18 protein-coding genes and 2 tRNA genes are annotated in these 16952 nt (G+C 44.4%); 16 read left to right on the forward strand and 4 right to left on the reverse strand.

What is annotated here, in order from left to right; genetic code table 11:
* Positions 1-103: 103 nt before the first annotated feature.
* From leuS to lipA, 14 genes are all read left to right on the forward strand, one after another.
* A complete protein-coding gene (gene leuS / locus CXF86_RS09475) occupies positions 104-2683 on the forward strand; it encodes a leucine--tRNA ligase (protein WP_102038843.1) in 2580 nt (859 codons plus the stop codon).
* Between the two features lie 59 nt (positions 2684-2742).
* Positions 2743-3237 (forward strand): LPS-assembly lipoprotein LptE, encoded by a 495-nt coding sequence (gene lptE / locus CXF86_RS09480; protein ID WP_101089917.1) that lies wholly within the window; start codon positions 2743-2745, stop codon positions 3235-3237.
* On the forward strand, positions 3237-4268 hold the full coding sequence (holA, locus tag CXF86_RS09485) for a DNA polymerase III subunit delta (RefSeq protein ID WP_101089916.1): 1032 nt from the start codon (positions 3237-3239) through the stop codon (positions 4266-4268). The genes lptE and holA overlap by 1 nt, the downstream gene beginning before the upstream one ends.
* 2 nt (positions 4269-4270) lie before the next feature.
* The gene (nadD, locus tag CXF86_RS09490) at positions 4271-4906 is read left to right on the forward strand and encodes a nicotinate-nucleotide adenylyltransferase (protein ID WP_102038830.1); all 636 of its coding nucleotides are present in this window, start codon (positions 4271-4273) and stop codon (positions 4904-4906) included.
* Positions 4907-5020: 114 nt separating this feature from the next.
* Positions 5021-5350: a ribosome silencing factor gene (gene rsfS, locus CXF86_RS09495; RefSeq protein WP_101089914.1), complete on the forward strand. Its 330-nt coding sequence runs from the start codon at positions 5021-5023 to the stop codon at positions 5348-5350.
* On the forward strand, positions 5350-5820 hold the full coding sequence (gene rlmH / locus CXF86_RS09500; protein ID WP_101089913.1) for a 23S rRNA (pseudouridine(1915)-N(3))-methyltransferase RlmH: 471 nt from the start codon (positions 5350-5352) through the stop codon (positions 5818-5820). The genes rsfS and rlmH overlap by 1 nt, the downstream gene beginning before the upstream one ends.
* A gap of 84 nt (positions 5821-5904) precedes the next feature.
* Positions 5905-7761, forward strand: coding sequence for a penicillin-binding protein 2 (mrdA, locus tag CXF86_RS09505; RefSeq protein ID WP_102038831.1), 1857 nt, complete (start codon positions 5905-5907; stop codon positions 7759-7761).
* Positions 7758-8864, forward strand: coding sequence for a rod shape-determining protein RodA (gene rodA / locus CXF86_RS09510; protein WP_101089911.1), 1107 nt, complete (start codon positions 7758-7760; stop codon positions 8862-8864). Before mrdA ends, rodA begins: the two co-directional genes overlap by 4 nt.
* A 97-nt stretch (positions 8865-8961) precedes the next feature.
* The gene (mltB, locus tag CXF86_RS09515; protein ID WP_102038832.1) at positions 8962-9960 is read left to right on the forward strand and encodes a lytic murein transglycosylase B; all 999 of its coding nucleotides are present in this window, start codon (positions 8962-8964) and stop codon (positions 9958-9960) included.
* The gene (locus CXF86_RS09520; protein ID WP_102038833.1) at positions 9947-10738 is read left to right on the forward strand and encodes a septal ring lytic transglycosylase RlpA family protein; all 792 of its coding nucleotides are present in this window, start codon (positions 9947-9949) and stop codon (positions 10736-10738) included. Before mltB ends, CXF86_RS09520 begins: the two co-directional genes overlap by 14 nt.
* A 103-nt stretch (positions 10739-10841) precedes the next feature.
* On the forward strand, positions 10842-12014 hold the full coding sequence (locus tag CXF86_RS09525; protein ID WP_101090030.1) for a serine hydrolase: 1173 nt from the start codon (positions 10842-10844) through the stop codon (positions 12012-12014).
* Between the two features lie 398 nt (positions 12015-12412).
* Positions 12413-12679 carry a DUF493 family protein YbeD gene (ybeD, locus tag CXF86_RS09530; protein ID WP_101089908.1) on the forward strand — a complete coding sequence of 89 codons (267 nt, stop codon included), beginning with the start codon at positions 12413-12415 and terminating at the stop codon, positions 12677-12679.
* Between the two features lie 92 nt (positions 12680-12771).
* Positions 12772-13428 carry a lipoyl(octanoyl) transferase LipB gene (lipB, locus tag CXF86_RS09535; RefSeq protein ID WP_101090029.1) on the forward strand — a complete coding sequence of 219 codons (657 nt, stop codon included), beginning with the start codon at positions 12772-12774 and terminating at the stop codon, positions 13426-13428.
* The gene (gene lipA, locus CXF86_RS09540) at positions 13425-14390 is read left to right on the forward strand and encodes a lipoyl synthase (protein ID WP_101089907.1); all 966 of its coding nucleotides are present in this window, start codon (positions 13425-13427) and stop codon (positions 14388-14390) included. The genes lipB and lipA overlap by 4 nt, the downstream gene beginning before the upstream one ends.
* A gap of 87 nt (positions 14391-14477) precedes the next feature.
* On the opposite strand, the gene rimI is transcribed toward lipA, so the two are convergent.
* From rimI to CXF86_RS09560, 4 genes are all read right to left on the reverse strand, one after another.
* The gene (gene rimI / locus CXF86_RS09545) at positions 14478-14876 is read right to left on the reverse strand and encodes a ribosomal protein S18-alanine N-acetyltransferase (RefSeq protein WP_102038844.1); all 399 of its coding nucleotides are present in this window, start codon (positions 14874-14876) and stop codon (positions 14478-14480) included.
* Positions 14877-14911: 35 nt separating this feature from the next.
* The gene (locus tag CXF86_RS09550; RefSeq protein ID WP_101089906.1) at positions 14912-15262 is read right to left on the reverse strand and encodes a DNA polymerase III subunit psi; all 351 of its coding nucleotides are present in this window, start codon (positions 15260-15262) and stop codon (positions 14912-14914) included.
* 135 nt (positions 15263-15397) lie between these two features.
* Positions 15398-15474, reverse strand: a tRNA-Trp gene (locus tag CXF86_RS09555).
* Between the two features lie 199 nt (positions 15475-15673).
* Positions 15674-15750, reverse strand: a tRNA-Trp gene (locus tag CXF86_RS09560).
* A 523-nt stretch (positions 15751-16273) separates the two neighbouring features.
* Here CXF86_RS09560 and CXF86_RS09565 point away from each other — a divergent pair.
* On the forward strand, positions 16274-16474 hold the full coding sequence (locus CXF86_RS09565) for a hypothetical protein (RefSeq protein WP_102038834.1): 201 nt from the start codon (positions 16274-16276) through the stop codon (positions 16472-16474).
* 2 nt (positions 16475-16476) lie between these two features.
* Positions 16477-16665 (forward strand): hypothetical protein, encoded by a 189-nt coding sequence (locus tag CXF86_RS09570; protein WP_102038835.1) that lies wholly within the window; start codon positions 16477-16479, stop codon positions 16663-16665.
* Positions 16666-16952 lie beyond the last annotated feature (287 nt).

A 16952-nucleotide genomic window follows, 5' to 3' on the forward strand; every position in this document is an offset into this window, starting at 1 on the left:
CTCCTTAGACGAACCTTTTTAATGACTCACTTCTAGTTTATTCTATGTCGATATAACTCGCGCATAAACAGCGCTAGATCAAACAATGGCCGGAAATACATTGATGCAAGAGCAATATACTCCTTCTGAAATTGAAGCAAAAGTGCAACAGCACTGGAAAGATGAAAAGACATTTGAAGTTACCGAAGATGAAAACAAAGAAAAGTTTTACTGCCTTTCTATGTTTCCTTACCCTTCAGGTCGACTCCATATGGGCCATGTGCGTAACTACACCATAGGTGATGTTGTTGCTCGTTACCAACGACTGCAAGGCAAAAATGTTCTGCAACCTATCGGTTGGGACTCTTTTGGCCTGCCTGCAGAGAATGCGGCAATCAAAAATAATACCGCGCCTGCGCCATGGACTTATGAAAACATCGACTACATGAAGAACCAGCTTAAAATGCTTGGCTTTGGTTATGACTGGTCACGTGAAATAGCCACTTGTACACCTGAGTATTACCGTTGGGAACAATGGTTTTTCACCAAACTTTACGAGAAAGGCCTCGTTTACAAGAAGACGGCATCGGTTAATTGGTGTCCAAATGATGAAACCGTTCTCGCGAACGAGCAAGTCATCGACGGCTGCTGCTGGCGCTGTGATACTACTGTAGAGCAAAAAGAGATCCCACAGTGGTTCATTAAGATCACTGAGTATGCCGATGAGCTTCTTAATGACCTCGACCAGTTAGACGAATGGCCTGAGCAAGTTAAGACCATGCAGCGCAACTGGATTGGCCGCAGTGAAGGTATCGAAATGACGTTCCAGGTTGCTAATAGCGACCAGAGCTTCGATATCTATACCACTCGCCCAGATACTGTTATGGGAGTCACTTACGTTGCTATTGCAGCCGCTCATCCATTAGCAGAGCAAGCTGCAGCGAATAACCCTGCCCTTGCTGATTTTATCGAAGAGTGTAAAAACGCTGATACTACTGAAGCGGCTATGGCTGCAATGGAGAAAAAAGGCGTTGCTACCGGTCTTAATGCTATTCACCCGCTAACCGGTAAAGAAGTGCCTATCTGGGTCGGTAACTTTGTATTAATGAACTACGGTACTGGCGCTGTTATGTCGGTCCCGGCACACGATCAACGTGATTATGAATTTGCCAAAAAATACGGCCTAACCATCGAAGGCGTTGTTAAGCCTATTGATAGCGAACTTGATATCAGCGAAGAGGCTTACACTGATAAAGGTGTACTGTTTAATTCAGCTGAATTTGACGGTCTTGATTTTCAAGCAGCGTTTGATGCCATTGATGCCAAGCTAGTAGCTGAAGGCAAAGGTAAACGTCAAGTGAACTTCCGTCTACGCGACTGGGGTGTTTCACGCCAACGTTACTGGGGCGCACCCATTCCGATGGTCACCTTGGCTGATGGAACCATTATCCCAACACCTGAAGATCAACTTCCTGTTATCTTGCCTGAAGATGTCGTCATGGATGGGATTCAGAGTCCTATTAAAGCTGACAAAGAGTGGGCAAAAACGCAAGTTAATGGTCAGGAAGCTTTCCGCGAAACAGATACCTTCGATACCTTTATGGAGTCATCTTGGTACTACGCGCGTTACTGCAGTCCTCATGCCGATGAAATGCTAGATCCTGCTAAAGCTAACTACTGGTTGCCAGTCGATCAATACATTGGTGGCATTGAGCACGCTTGTATGCACCTATTGTATTTCCGCTTCTTCCACAAATTGTTACGCGATTCAGGTCTAGTGAACTCTGACGAGCCCGCTAAGCGTCTACTGACTCAAGGTATGGTACTGGCTGATGCTTACTACTATAACAATGCAAAAGGCGCACGCGTTTGGGTTGCCCCAAGCGATGTCACAGTGCTTGAGACTGATGATAAAGGCCGTACTGTTAAAGCCGTAGACAGCGAAGGTCATGAGCTGGTTTATACTGGTATGAGCAAAATGTCTAAGTCTAAGAATAACGGTATTGACCCACAAGAGATGGTCAATAAGTACGGTGCTGACACCGTTCGTTTATTCATGATATTCGCCGCGCCACCAGAGCTAACGCTTGAATGGCAAGAGTCGAGTGTTGAAGGTGCACATCGCTTTATTAAGCGTTTGTGGAAAACAGCACATGATCATGTTGCCGCGGGTCCAACTGTAGAATTAGATTTAAAGTCACTTAACGCTGCTCAAAAAGAGCTGCGCCGTGAACTGCATAAAACCATTGCTAAAGTGGGTGATGATATTGAGCGTCGTCAAATGTTCAACACTGCTATCGCGTCGGTGATGGAATTGATGAACCGCTTACAAAAAGCTGCCACTGACACTGAACAAGACAGAGCATTGATGCAAGAAGCATTAAGCGCTGTGACGCGTTTGCTTTACCCTATCATTCCTCACACTAGCTTTAGCTTGTGGAATGAACTGGGCAATACCGGTGCGATTGAAGACGTACTTTGGCCAGAAGTAGACGAAGCAGCACTGGTTGAAGACAGCAAGCTTATTATCGTGCAAGTTAACGGTAAGCTACGCGCTAAAATTACTGTTGCAGCAGATGCAAGCAAAGAAGAAGTTGAAGCGACAGGGTTGGCTGAAGAGGGTGTGGTTAAGCACACTGAAGGCAAAACTGTTCGTAAAGTTATCTACATCCCGGGCAAATTGCTCAACATTGTAGCTAACTAAATGCAGGCTAATTTGCTTTGCACACCGACAATGCAAACAAGGAAGACTAAACAAAGCTTATGCTAATTAAACGCATATTTTTAGTAACCTTAGCACTGAGCGTACTGCTCAGTGCGGGTTGCGGCTTTAAATTACAGGGAAGCTACTCTATCCCTGAACAGCTGCAAACATTGAGCTTAAGCAGCCAAGACGAATACAGTGAATTAACTCGTCTCGTGCGTGAACGTTTAAGACTTAACCGTATTGCCGTTGTTGAGCCAACAGATGAGATCCCAACCGTTCGCATTATTAGCGACTCACTAGACCGTTCAACGCTGTCTATTTATCCAACAGGTAACGTGGCTGAGTATGAGTTGATCTACCAAGTCTCTTTTGCTGTGCAACTGCCAAATGCTGAATCTCAGCGTTTTGAAGTTGATATTCACCGTGATTATTTGGACGATCCGCGTACTGCGCTAGCAAAGAGCCGCGAGATGCAATTGCTGCTCAAAGAGATGCGCAATCAAGCTGCCGATCGTATTATTCAGACTTTGGCTACTATAGAGGTTAATTGATGCGGGTATACCCAGATCAATTGCTGCGAAATATCAGCCCCTTGCCACAATGCTGCCTTATTTTTGGTGATGACCCTTGGCTATGTGAACAAAGCCGAATTGCATTGTACCAAGTCGCTAAACAGCAAGGCTTCGATGAGAAAATTCAATTAACCCAGGAAACTGGTTTCAATTGGAATGAGTTAATCGAGCAATGGCAAGCCATGAGCTTGTTCTCCAGTCGCCGTATTATTGAACTCACACTGCCGACGGCAAAACCAGGCACTGAAGGTAGCGCCATGTTCCAATCTTTAATGCAGATGGATAATCCTGATGTATTGTTGATTTTAACGGGCCCTAAACTTGCTGCAGAACAAACCAAGAGTAAATGGTTCAAATCCCTAGACGCTAAAGGCGTTTATGTTCCGTGTATCACCCCAGAAGGCGCACAGTTTCAGCGTTGGCTTGATACTCGGATCAGCCATTATGCATTGTCTTTATCTCGTGATTCCCGAGAGATGCTATTTGCATTATATGAAGGCAATTTACTTGCCGCGGATCAAGCGTTGCAGTTACTGCAGTTACTCAGCCCAACAGCGCCGATTGAACCGGAGCAGTTAACTCAGTATTTTGAAGATCAGTCGCGGTTTAGTGTTTTCCAGCTAACCGATGCCATGTTGAGTAACCAACAAGACAAAGCGCAACATATTCTGTCACAGCTAAAAAGTGAGGGAGTGGCAATGCCAATCATACTCTGGTCACTATTCAAAGAGTTGGCCGTTTTGCTGCAGCTCAAAACAGCGGAAACCAGCGGCCAACCAATACAAGCCCTTTGGAGCAAGCTACGCATCTGGGACAAACGTAAGCCCTTATATCAACAGGCACTCAAGCGTTTATCACTGTCGCAAGTCAAAACGCTGCTTTCAACCTCATCGGTACTAGAGCTAAAACTTAAGCAGCAAGGCATAGAAGACTGGACCGGACTTAGCCATGTAAGTCTGCTTTTTGATGCTAAAGCTCATAAAGCACTTGAACATATAGCCATAGACTAATCATGAAAATAGGCATTCTAGGCGGTACCTTCGACCCCTTGCATTTTGGTCATCTTCGTCCGGCGATGGAGGTGCAGCAACAGCTTGAGTTGGATGAGATCTGGCTAATGCCAAATCATATTCCGCCGCACAAAAACAGCACCCATGTCAGCACTGATGACCGATTGGCAATGGCGCAAGCGGTATGTAATGAATTTCCACAACTCCAACTATGCGCAATTGAAGCCAGTCGAGAAACCCCCTCCTATACCGTCACCACGCTCACGGCATTAAAACAACAATACCCAATGCATGAGTTTTATTTTTTAATGGGGATGGATTCATTTTTAGGATTACAGAGCTGGTATCAATGGCAGAGCCTATTTGATTTGTGCCACTTAGTTGTGTGTCAGCGACCAGGATGGACACTATCAGATGAGCACCCAATGCAAACGGTGTTAGCTCAACAGAGTGCAATAACAGCAGTAGAAAGCAGGCCAAAAACCGGCGGTATTTTTTGCGTATCAATCACAGAGCAGCCGTTTTCGTCAACTCAGATACGCGCCGATATTAGCAAGGGCTTATCGGTTGATGAGGCATTACCCACCAGTGTCCAGTTGTATATAAAGCAGCATAGACTATATGGCTCAAAGGCTTAGTGCTGGCCACAAAAATCTTCACGGCTAATCTCATTATTTCTAAGCTTCGCTATTAATCTAAACCCTATAACCTGCTATACTATCGCGCTGTCTAAAAATTAATGGGGTATCCGCGTGGAAAGCGCCGAGCTAAAGCAATTTGTAATCGATAAGGTTGAAGACCTTAAAGCTAAAGATATTGTCGTCATGGACATATCAGAGAAATCTAACATCGCCGATTTTATGGTGGTTTGTACAGGTAACTCAAAAACTCATGTAAAATCAATCGCAGAGAACTTAGTGGTTGAATCAAAGCGTGCTGGCCTAAAGATTTTAGGTGTCGAAGGCCGTGAGAGCAGCGAATGGGTTCTTGTTGACCTAGGCGATGTGATCATGCACGTAATGCAAGATCAAACTCGCGACTTCTACCAGCTTGAAAAGCTATGGTCAGAAAAACCTGAATAATGAAAATTCAGTTAGTTGCAGTAGGGACCCGCATGCCAGATTGGGTCGAAACAGGTTTTAAAGAATATCAGCGCCGATTCCCTCGGGATATGGCGCTTGAGTTAATTGAAATCCCTGCTGGCAAACGCGGTAAAAATGCCGATATAACTCGTATCCTCCAAAAAGAGGGCGAGTTAATGTTGGCGGCAATCCCTAAGGGTAACCATATTGTCAGCCTCGATCTTCCAGGTAAAAACCTGAAGACTCCAGAACTGGCGCAACAGATGAACAAATGGCTACTCGATGGCCGAGATGTCAGTCTGTTAATTGGCGGCCCCGAGGGTTTATCTCCTGACTGTAAACAAGCAGCAGCGCAAAGTTGGTGTTTATCAGCGTTAACCCTTCCTCACCCTTTGGTAAGAGTGATTGTTGCAGAAAGTCTTTACCGAGGCTGGAGCATTAATAATAATCATCCCTACCATAGAGAATAATATCGACTTTACATTCAGTTAGTCTTACCTTTACGGGAATAAGATATGTGCCTGGCACCTTTTTTTGAGCAGGAGAAAATGTAAGTGTCCCCTAGAAAGCGCATCACCATGAACGACCATGCAGCTGAGGCCTCGCTGTTTAAACGTCGCGCTCTTTTTACTTTCCTTTGTGTTTTCATTCTGCTGAGCATACTTTTCGTCAATCTGTATCAGCTGCAAATCCTCTCATACAACGATTATGAAACACGATCCAACGATAACCGGATCAGGGTCGTACCTGTAGCCCCGAGTCGAGGTCTTATATACGACCGTAATGGACAGCTACTTGCCGAAAATCAACCTTTCTTCTCTTTGGAAATGGTGCCTGAAAAAGTCGACAACATCAGTGAAACCTTGGACAAACTCGGCCAAATAGTCTCTCTCACTGATGATGAAAAAGAGAGTGTCATTGAAGCACTTAAATACCACCGCCGCTTTAAACCTCTCACCATAAAGAATAAATTGACTGAAGAGCAAGTCGCGGAGTTTAGTGTTAATCAACATCGATTCCCTGGTATTTCGATAGAAGCGGGGTTAAAACGCCATTACCCTTATAATGGCCTAATGACTCATGCGTTGGGCTACGTTGGAAGAATCAACGGTCGCGACAGAACATCGCTTGAGAAAAATAATCAGTGGAGCCGCTACGCCGCCACCAAAGATATTGGCAAACTGGGTATAGAAAAATTCTACGAAAGCATGCTACTCGGTAAACCAGGTCATCTGGAAGAAGAGGTCAATAACCGCGGTCGTACCATTCGTACATTAAAATCAGAGCCACCGGTTCCTGGCCAAGATATATACCTAACCTTAGACCTTAATCTGCAAAAAAAGGCCATGGAATTACTCAATGGTCGCCGTGGTTCGGTGGTTGCTATTGATCCACGCGATGGCGGAATTTTAGCTCTTTTATCAAGTCCAACTTACGATCCAAACCCATTTGTTCACGGTATTAGCAGTAAAGCTTATAACAAGCTGCTCAATTCAACATCACGTCCATTAATTAACCGTGCAACCCAAGGCCAATATGCTCCAGCATCGACGGTGAAACCACACCTTGCGCTACTGGGGCTAGAAAGTAAGGCTATCACACCAAAAACCCGTATTTGGGATCCTGGTTTTTGGCAGATCCCAGGGGTTGAACGCAAATACCGAGATTGGAAGCGTTGGGGTCATGGCTGGGTTGATGTTAACAGCGCTATCGTTGGTTCCTGCGATACCTATTTCTATGATTTAGCCTATAAAACAGGGGTCGATGCCATTGCCAAATTTATGGAACCCTTTGGGTTTGGTGAGCGTACGGGTATCGATATCTATGAAGAATCCGCCGGTATCATGCCATCTAAAGATTGGAAACGTCTGCGCTATAATCAGCCTTGGTATATTGGTGATACCATTTCCGTGGGTATTGGTCAGGGGTACTGGACTACAACCCCACTACAGCTGGCAAATGCTGCAACTATTATGGCCAATAAAGGCCGCCGTTTTGTACCGCATCTACTTAAATCAATTCAAGACCAAACTGCCAAAATTGATTCGCCCACAGACGAACTGGCTCCCATTGTGCTTAACAATCCAAAGAACTGGGACATCATTAGTGAAGCTATGCGGGACACCGCGCACAAATCTCGTTTCAAAGATGCCAAATATACTGCTGCAATGAAAACAGGTACAGCTCAAGTGTTCAGTCTGGCAGAAGATGCTAAGTATGACGCTGATACCATTGATGAACGCTTACGAGACAATGCATTGGTTATTGCCTATGCACCCTATGAGAACCCCACGATAGTACTGGCTGTAGTGCTTGAAAATGCGGGTTGGGGTGGTAAGAATGCCGGCCCTGTAGCACGGGCTCTACTTGATGAGTATTTACTAAGAGATTCATGGGACAAAAAAGAATGAGTGCACACAACCATCGGCAAAATATATGGCAGCGCCTACATATTGATCTGCCTTTGCTCATTGGACTATTAGCATTAATGGGCTTTGGGCTATTTGTTATCTACTCCGCTGGCGGTGAAGACTTAGCCTTAATGGACCGCCAATTAGTGCGTATGGGCTTGTCTCTGGTGATCATGTTTGCCGTCGCGCAAATAAACCCTGAAGTTTTTCGCCGCTGGGCGTTCCCCATCTACATTACGGGAATAATATTGCTACTTGGAGTACATTTTTTTGGCGAGATTAATAAAGGAGCACAGCGCTGGCTCAATCTTGGCTTTATGGAGTTCCAGCCTTCTGAGTTAATGAAACTCGCTTTCCCGATCACCATGGCTTGGTATATCAGTAAGTTCCCACTGCCGCCTAAAAAACGCTATTTAGCCGGCGCTATCGTCATTTTACTGGTGCCAACCTTACTTATCGCCAAGCAGCCCGACCTAGGCACCTCTATTTTGGTCGCGGCATCAGGTATATTTGTATTGTTTCTATCCGGCATGAGCTGGCGAATTGTCGGCGGGTTTATCGGTTCGGTGTTAGCCATGTTACCCGCGCTATGGTTTTTCTTCATGCACGATTACCAGCGAACCCGCGTTCTAACGCTACTGAATCCAGAAAAAGACCCTCTTGGTGCCGGCTACCATATCATTCAATCTAAAATTGCTATCGGTTCTGGTGGGCTTTGGGGCAAAGGTTGGCTAGAGGGTACTCAATCTCAACTCGAGTTTTTACCTGAGCGTCATACGGACTTCATCTTCGCCGTCATTGGTGAAGAATTCGGTCTTATCGGAAGCTTGTTACTGTTGACTCTGTATCTTTATGTCATCGGCCGCGGACTCGTTATCGCTTCACGCGCCCAAACTAGTTTTGCTCGATTATTAGCGGGCAGCATAACCTTAACCTTCTTTGTTTATATTTTTGTAAATATAGGCATGGTTTCAGGCATATTGCCTGTGGTAGGTGTACCACTGCCGTTAATCAGTTATGGTGGTACATCCATGCTGACATTGATGACTGGATTTGGGATTCTAATGAGTATTCATACTCACAGACGATTCATCGATAGATAACCTTCACAGCAACCGAAAACAAATATTAACTCGATAGTGTTTACCGTATTCAGGTATCGCCGTAAACGTTTAATCGACATTGAGGATTGTATAGCAGATGACACTGTTAAACCGTTTTATAACACCCTTAGCGCTCACCATTTTGTCGGCTTCCGCATTCGCAAACGTCATAGAACCCTCTGTCGATGAGCTAAAAGCTGAGTTTATTCAAACACAAAGCGCTAAAGGCTTTAGTGATGCCGAAACTAAAGCCTTTATTGATAATGCGGAATTTAACCAAGCCGTTATTGACGCTATGACCAAGCCTTGGGAAGCTAAACCTTGGCACCAATACTATCCGATTTTTCTTACCGAAAAACGTCTCGCGGCAGGGCTAGCATTCTGGAAAGAACATGCCGAAACCATCGATAAAGCCGCTAAAGAGTTCAATGTTGATCCGCAAATAATTGTCGCCATAATCGGAATAGAAACTTTTTACGGCGGTTATATGGGCAACTACCCGGTTAAAGACGCTTTATACACATTAGGGTTTCATTACCCCCCGAGAGCAACCTTCTTCCGCAGTGAGTTTGCTAACCTGCAAGCATTAGTAAAAGAAGAGAAGCTTGATATCAATAGCCTAAAAGGCTCGTATGCCGGTGCGATGGGATTTGGCCAGTTTATCCCCTCGAGTTACCGTCACTACTCCGTAGACTTTGATAATGATGGCAGTCGAGATCTACTCAATAGTCCGGTTGATGCTATTGGCAGCGTCGCAAATTACTTTCATCAACATGGCTGGCAACAAAACCAGCCAGTGGCAGTAAAATTAACCTTGACTAAAGAACTGCCTGCTGCGGTAAAAACATGGGCTGGAGAGAAGATGCACTACACGATTGCGGATATTTTATCACCCAGTGTAGCGCTTGCTAAATCGATGGATATAGATGTATCTCAACCCGCACTAGTGGTTAAGCTAGAACAAACTGACAAAGATGAGTACTGGCTAGGCTTAAAGAATTTCTACGTCATCACCCGTTATAATCGAAGCCCTCTTTATGCGATGGCGGTATACCAGTTTAGCCAGGAACTTGAACAAGCTTATGCAGCGCACTAACGCCCTTGTTGTTATCTTATTAGCCGCTATTTTGGCTGCTTGCTCTAGCAGCAACCAAAACAGCCGCTACGATATTGCCGATGATAAAGCGCCAGCAACGGCGCCAGACGTATCAAAAGTCGAAGACGCTCATCCAAAGTTTGAACCCTATAGCCGTGGCGGCAATAAGACTAATTACACTGTTCGCGGTAAAAACTATCAAGTCATGGATAGCAGCCAAGGCTATCAAGAAAAAGGCATTGCCTCCTGGTATGGCGCTAAGTTTCATGGCCATTTAACTTCTAATGGTGAAACCTATGATATGTACTCAATGTCAGCGGCACACAAAAGCTTGCCACTGCCGAGTTATGTGAGGGTCACTAACCTAAAAAATAATAAAAGTGTCATTGTTCGAGTCAATGATCGCGGCCCTTTTCATGAAGACCGACTCATTGATTTATCCTATGCTGCCGCCCATAGACTCGACATGCTAAAAACCGGCACCGCCAATGTAAGCCTTGAAGTGATCTACATTGCCAACCCGGAATCTATTGCATTAGCAGAACTTAAAGGGACTGAACTACATTTTATCCAAATTGTGGCGTCTTCTAACAAAACACGCCTAGAAACCTTAGCTAAAGATCTTGAAAAAAAATACCAAGTAAACAGCCGGTTGCAAGAATCTAACAATCTATACCGCTTGCAGCTTGGTCCGATTGGACAAGCGCAGTTAGCGAGCAAACTGACAGAAACACTCAAACAGCAAGGTTATCCACAAAGCTACTTGATAACTGAATGAAACAAGATTAATGAACCTAGCGCGAATTAGCTTGTCGACTAATGATATACTTTGCGGAACTTCGCTTTCATCATTCCTAAAAATAAAGACGTGCATGATTAATATGAACTTATTAGACCAACCTATAAAAACGCTTTTGCTCGCGACCTCAATCGCCGCATTTTCTGCACAAGCTGCCCCAGTTATGACACCAAATGCACCGACTGTTGCGGCTAAAGCCTATGTCTTGTTGGATTACAATACCGGGCAGATCATTGCAGAAAACAATGCATACGAAAGCCTTAATCCTGCGAGCTTAACTAAAATGATGACCAGTTATGTCATTGGTCATGAGATAAAAGTTGGCAACGTATCACCTTCAGATGAAGTGACTATTAGTAAAAAAGCTTGGTCAAAGAACTTCCCTGATTCATCAAAAATGTTTATCGAAGTCGGTAAAACTGTTTCGGTGGCAGAGCTTAACAAAGGCATTATCATTCAATCTGGTAATGACGCTTGTGTCGCAATGGCTGAGCATATCGCCGGTACAGAAGACGGCTTTGTTGACCTGATGAACTCATGGGCAAAACAATTAGGCATGCAAGATAGTTATTTTGAAAACTCCCACGGACTTGATTCAGAGAACCATAAAAGCACAGCTTATGATATGGCTATCTTAGGCGCTGCTATCATTCGTGATGTGCCTGATGAATATGCAGTCTACAAAGAAAAATCCTTTACTTATAATGGCATCAAGCAATATAACCGCAACGGTCTTTTGTGGGACAAGAGCCTAAATGTCGACGGTATAAAGACTGGCCACACCTCTGGCGCAGGCTATAACCTTGTGACTTCAGCGACCAAAGATGGCATGCGTCTTATTTCAGTCGTCATGGGTACCAAGAGTGAGTCAGCTCGTAAAGCAGAGAGTAAAAAGCTGCTTAATTACGGCTTCCGCTTTTTCGAAACCGTCACTCCTTACCAAGCAGGTGATAGTTTCGTTACTCAAAAAATTTGGTATGGCGATAGAGAAACCATTGATCTTGGCGTTACCACTGATACACCCATCACGATTAGCCGTGGGCAAGCCAAAAACCTACAAGCCAACTTTGAGCTAACCAAAGAGCTTAAAGCGCCTATCGCCAAAGGCGAAACGGTTGGTCGCATCTACTTCCAGTTAAATGGTAAGGATATTGCGCAGTTCCCACTTGTAACATTACAAGAAGTGAACGAGGGCAGTTGGTTTAGTCAACTCATGGATTACTTTAAGCAGATGTTTGAAGGTTGGTTGAGCTAATCAGACAAACGCGATTATAAGCCACCTCAGGGTGGCTTTTTGCGTTTAATAGCTTTGATATTACCTAGAACCAATTGCATTAAGTAAGTCGTCAATTCAGAAACGCTCAACCTTTTCAATTCAAGGTACATTGGCGAGAGAATGGTATTCCCTTGTGAGCCAATGTAAAGCAGAAGTGGAATGCCTGAGTGCTTCCCTTTGGGTGGGTTTCAAAGCGCTGCATGCTGCGGCAGAATCTCTTGCTATAGAATAACTATTAACTTCAAGCTTCCGACTTGCCTTCAGCGCTTTGAACTCCCACTGAATGAACAGATACTTAATGCAATTGGTATTAGTACACTTGAATTCGCTATAATTGACACCATATAACAGTTAGAGAAATTGCTGAGAGTAAAAAAATGTTAGATACTAAATTTGATGAATTAATGGAATTCCCAAACTCATTTCCATTCAAAGTTGTCGGTGAAGCTCACGAAACTTTAGCCGAACGTGTTGTTTCTGTTGTCCAACAACATGCTCCAGGCGATTACTCGCCAAGCACGAAAGTCTCAAGTAAAGGCACTTATCACTCAATCACCATTCGAGTAACGGTCCTTAGTAAAGAACATGTAGAAATTTTATACGTCGAACTTGCCAAAATAGAGGGTGTTAAACGCGTCTTATAAATATTACTCGTTGCTGATAAATGTGATCTGTCTTACATTTATCAAATTGAGGCGTATAATAGCCACACTTATATTTGGGGGAGAGGTTGCCCTTGCTAGAAAGCGTTTTGCATATTCGACATCTTGGTAAGCAAGATTACGAATCAGTGTGGCATGCGATGCAGCACTACACAGATAATCGCGATGAAAACAGTCCTGACGAGATCTGGATTGTTGAACATACGCCCGTCTTTACTCAAGGCCAAGCTGGCAAGAGTGAGCATATCCTCAATCCTGGAGACATCCCAGTTATCCAAGTTGACCGCGGCGGTCAGGTGACTTACCACGGCCCAGGACAATTGGTTGTTTATCCTCTGTTAGATATTAAACGACTCAAAGTGGGTGTACGACAACTCGTCACTCATATTGAACAAAGTATTGTCAACATGCTCAAACGTTATGATGTAGAAGCTTATGCTAAAGCTGATGCACCTGGCGTGTATGTGGAAGAACGAAAAATTGCATCACTCGGTCTACGGATTAGAAAAGGATGCTCTTTCCATGGATTGGCTCTCAATGTAGATATGGACATGTCCCCCTTTCAACGCATCAACCCATGTGGGTATGCCGGAATGGAGATGATCCAATGCAAACAGCTCGGTGGACCACAAACTGTCGAAGAAGCTGGAAAACAGTTAATAGAAACCCTTAGCCACGAGCTTGGTTTAAGCAATCTAGTTCATCATCAAGGATTACCAGAATCATTATGAATAGGCCTGAAAGATTACAACCTGGCGTTAAGTTAAGAGACGCAGACAAGGTTTCCCGCATTCCAGTGAAAGTTGTCCCTTCTGAGCGCGACACCATGCTGAGAAAGCCCGATTGGCTGCGCGTTAAGCTACCCGCTTCTAATCAGCGTATTACAGAGATAAAACAAGCCCTACGTAAGAATGGTTTGCACTCAGTTTGCGAAGAAGCGTCATGCCCTAACCTGTCTGAGTGTTTCAACCACGGTACAGCCACCTTTATGATTTTGGGTGCTATCTGTACTCGACGTTGTCCTTTCTGCGACGTTGCACACGGACGCCCACTAAAGCCTGATGGAGAAGAGCCGAAGAAACTAGCTCAAACCATCAAGGATATGAAGCTTAAGTACGTGGTAATCACCTCAGTAGACCGTGATGACCTGCGTGATGGTGGTGCACAACACTTTGCTGATTGTATTCGCGAAATCCGCGTATTAAATCCTGAAATTAAGATTGAAACCTTAGTGCCTGATTTCCGTGGCCGCATCGATAAAGCGCTCGAGATTTTAGCGACTGAGCCGCCAGATGTGTTTAACCACAACTTAGAAACAGCGCCGATGCACTATCGTAAAGCGCGACCAGGTGCGAACTACCAATGGTCACTCGATCTACTTAAGAAGTTTAAAGATCGTCATCCTGACATACCGACAAAATCAGGGCTAATGATGGGATTGGGTGAAACTAACGAAGAGATAGCGCAAGTGCTGCACGATCTTCGGGCTCACAATGTTGAGATGCTAACCTTAGGTCAATACTTGCAACCATCAAAATTCCATCTGCCAGTCGAGCGCTACGTGCCTCCAGCAGAGTTTGATGAGTTAAAAGTATTAGCAGAAAGCATTGGATTTACCCATGCAGCTTGTGGACCTTTAGTTCGCTCAAGCTACCATGCAGACCTGCAAGCACAAGGTAAAGAAGTTAAATAGCTTCACTTGTGTCAGCGATAAAAAGATAAAAAAATAGCGCCTATCTGGCGCTATTTTTTTATCTACAATTCATACAGATTATGCGTTCTAAAAGGTCAAAGTCATTAATATGGCATCTTCAGGTTCGCCTGCGGTCTTATAGTAAGCTTTACGCACCCCTGATTGCTCAAAGCCAGCCTTTACATATAACGCCCTAGCACCCACACCAGACTCTCGCACTTCAAGCATAAACGTTTCAGCCTCTTTAGCTTGAGCTTGTCTAATCACAGTATCAAGCAAGGCTTTGCCGTAACCTTTACCTTGATGCTTAAGCTCAACACAGATATCCATTAAGGTCGCATCTTCAAAAATCTGATGCAATATCGCAAAGCCACACAACTCATCGCCTTCATATACACCTAAGCAAGTATACAAAGGCCCAAAGCAACTCTTTATTGTCGACTCAGACATCGGGTGACTATGCGCACTGGCCGCTATTAGCGCCATCTCAGGCGTCGATAGTTCAGTAAGAGGGATAACGGTCACTCTGAATCCTTTTTAACGATAAAGGGCTGCATATTACGCCATAGTAACTTTTTAGCTTCAGGGTTAGATTCAATCTCATTAATCGGAGCCGAGATTAATATATTGTCAACGCTGTCCACTTGTTTACCGCGCATATCCCAAATGACTTTTGAATTTGATTCAGCACTTGTGGCAAAACGTACATGCTTACGATCGTAACCAAGCATCTCAAGCACTTTAGAAATGATGGGGCTGTCAGTCTCAGTCAGCCTACGCGGACTCACCAGTACGGTTGATACCTCAGCCTTCAATTTAGCTTTTACCCAACGGGTAATCCCCATTGCATCTAAGTAGTCATTCGATTTCATGCTGGCTCAAAAGAGAATAAAGGTGAGTAAGGATAACAGTTCACTCGCAAGCTTGTGAAGCCATCTAATCCTAACGTTGAGGTTTCTAAATTCCAGATGCAAAAAAGCCGAGCGAATGCTCGGCTTTTTCTAATTTGGCAGGGGTGGGGAGACTCGAACTCACAACATGCGGTTTTGGAGACCGCCGCTCTACCAATTGGAGCTACACCCCTGTTGACGAGACGCATTATGCGTAAACAGACCTAAAAGGTAAAGTACTTTTTTATATAAAAGCTATCGACTGCAGGTTTTTCGGTCAACACACGCATAACAGCGTAAATGTGTAGAAAGCAGCCCAAATAGCAGCACCAAAAAAGAGTGAGAAAATAGCGGATGCAAAAAAGCCGAGCTAATGCTCGGCTTCTTCTAATTTGGCAGGGGTGGGGAGACTCGAACTCACAACATGCGGTTTTGGAGACCGCCGCTCTACCAATTGGAGCTACACCCCTGTTGAAGTCGTTACTATGCGTAAACAGACTAAAAAGGTAAAGTACTTTTTAAGGCAAACTCTCTGACTGCCTTTTTTTCAATCAAGAAAGCAATAAAGCAAACCCAATTATGCTCTTTCGACACACTATATATTTCCGTTACTGGCCAAGTTGCTAGACGAGAAAATACAAGAACTCTAGATTAACTCTAAACATGATGCTTCAACTATCACTATTTTAGGAATATCTATCTAATTGGCACTATAATCCCATCTGTATCTAACAGATATTATCTTAATTTTAGAAGTCGATTTAGCATTGTCCATTACCACTCTACTAAGCTTCTGCTATCGAATAGTCAGTCATGGTAAGCATAAACCAATGCTTATAATCGACAGTAAAATCTAGTCATCATATTTTATGCGACCAAGTCCTAAATACTGCGTTAACTGAAGTAATTAACGCCACCTTCTAGAGTTCTATGCTGATAATCCCCTATTAACAACGGGCTGTTCAATCTCTTTCGAGACCGATCTTAGAAAGAGTGGCGCCTGAAAATGTTCGATTCGCAACTGGGTTATATCGCCCACAACACGATTATGCCGATGCTATTGCCCTGCATTCCATCGTTCCGGCAATTCAACAACGTAAAAACGCCCAAATCGCAGACGTAAAAAAGCCCGTTGCGTTAGCAACGGGCTGTTCACTCTCTTTCGAGACCCATCTTAGAAAGAGTGGCGCCTGAAAATGGTCGATTCGCATCTGGGTTATATCGGCCACAACACGATTATGCCGATGCTACTGCCCCTGCATTCTGTCGTTCCGGCAATTCATCAACGTAAAAACACCCAAATCGCAGACGTAAAAAAGCCCGTTGCGTTAGCAACGGGCTGTTCACTCTCTTTCGAGACCCATCTTAGAAAGAGTGGCGCCTGACAATGTTCGATTCGCACCTGGCTATATCGGCCACAACACGATTATGCCGATGCTACTGCCCCTGCACTCTGTCGTTCCGTCAATTCAGCAACGTAAAAAACGCCCAAATCACAGACGTAAAAAAGCCCATTGCGTTAGCAACGGGCTATTCACTCTCTTTCGAGACCCATCTTAGAAAGAGTGGCGCCTGGCAATGTTCGACTTGCACCTGGGTTATATCGGCCACAACACGATTATGCCGATGCTATTGCCCAGCATTCCGTCGTTCCGTCAATTCAGCAACGTAA

It is taken from the genome of Shewanella sp. GutCb (genome assembly GCF_002836135.1).
In the GTDB taxonomy this organism is placed as follows: domain Bacteria; phylum Pseudomonadota; class Gammaproteobacteria; order Enterobacterales; family Shewanellaceae; genus Shewanella.

Excerpts from the sequence above, each read along its gene's own strand:
- leuS (WP_102038843.1), top strand. The coding sequence starts at position 104 with ATGCAAGAGCAATATACTCCTTCTGAAATTGAAGCAAAAGTGCAACAG.
- lptE (WP_101089917.1), top strand. The coding sequence starts at position 2,743 with ATGCTAATTAAACGCATATTTTTAGTAACCTTAGCACTGAGCGTACTG.
- holA (WP_101089916.1), top strand. The coding sequence starts at position 3,237 with ATGCGGGTATACCCAGATCAATTGCTGCGAAATATCAGCCCCTTGCCA.
- nadD (WP_102038830.1), top strand. The coding sequence starts at position 4,271 with ATGAAAATAGGCATTCTAGGCGGTACCTTCGACCCCTTGCATTTTGGT.
- rlmH (WP_101089913.1), top strand. The coding sequence starts at position 5,350 with ATGAAAATTCAGTTAGTTGCAGTAGGGACCCGCATGCCAGATTGGGTC.
- rodA (WP_101089911.1), top strand. The coding sequence starts at position 7,758 with ATGAGTGCACACAACCATCGGCAAAATATATGGCAGCGCCTACATATT.
- mltB (WP_102038832.1), top strand. The coding sequence starts at position 8,962 with ATGACACTGTTAAACCGTTTTATAACACCCTTAGCGCTCACCATTTTG.
- CXF86_RS09520 (WP_102038833.1), top strand. The coding sequence starts at position 9,947 with ATGCAGCGCACTAACGCCCTTGTTGTTATCTTATTAGCCGCTATTTTG.
- CXF86_RS09525 (WP_101090030.1), top strand. The coding sequence starts at position 10,842 with ATGAACTTATTAGACCAACCTATAAAAACGCTTTTGCTCGCGACCTCA.
- ybeD (WP_101089908.1), top strand. The coding sequence starts at position 12,413 with ATGTTAGATACTAAATTTGATGAATTAATGGAATTCCCAAACTCATTT.
- lipA (WP_101089907.1), top strand. The coding sequence starts at position 13,425 with ATGAATAGGCCTGAAAGATTACAACCTGGCGTTAAGTTAAGAGACGCA.
- rimI (WP_102038844.1), bottom strand. The coding sequence starts at position 14,876 with ATGGCGCTAATAGCGGCCAGTGCGCATAGTCACCCGATGTCTGAGTCG.
- CXF86_RS09550 (WP_101089906.1), bottom strand. The coding sequence starts at position 15,262 with ATGAAATCGAATGACTACTTAGATGCAATGGGGATTACCCGTTGGGTA.
- CXF86_RS09570 (WP_102038835.1), top strand. The coding sequence starts at position 16,477 with ATGGTCGATTCGCATCTGGGTTATATCGGCCACAACACGATTATGCCG.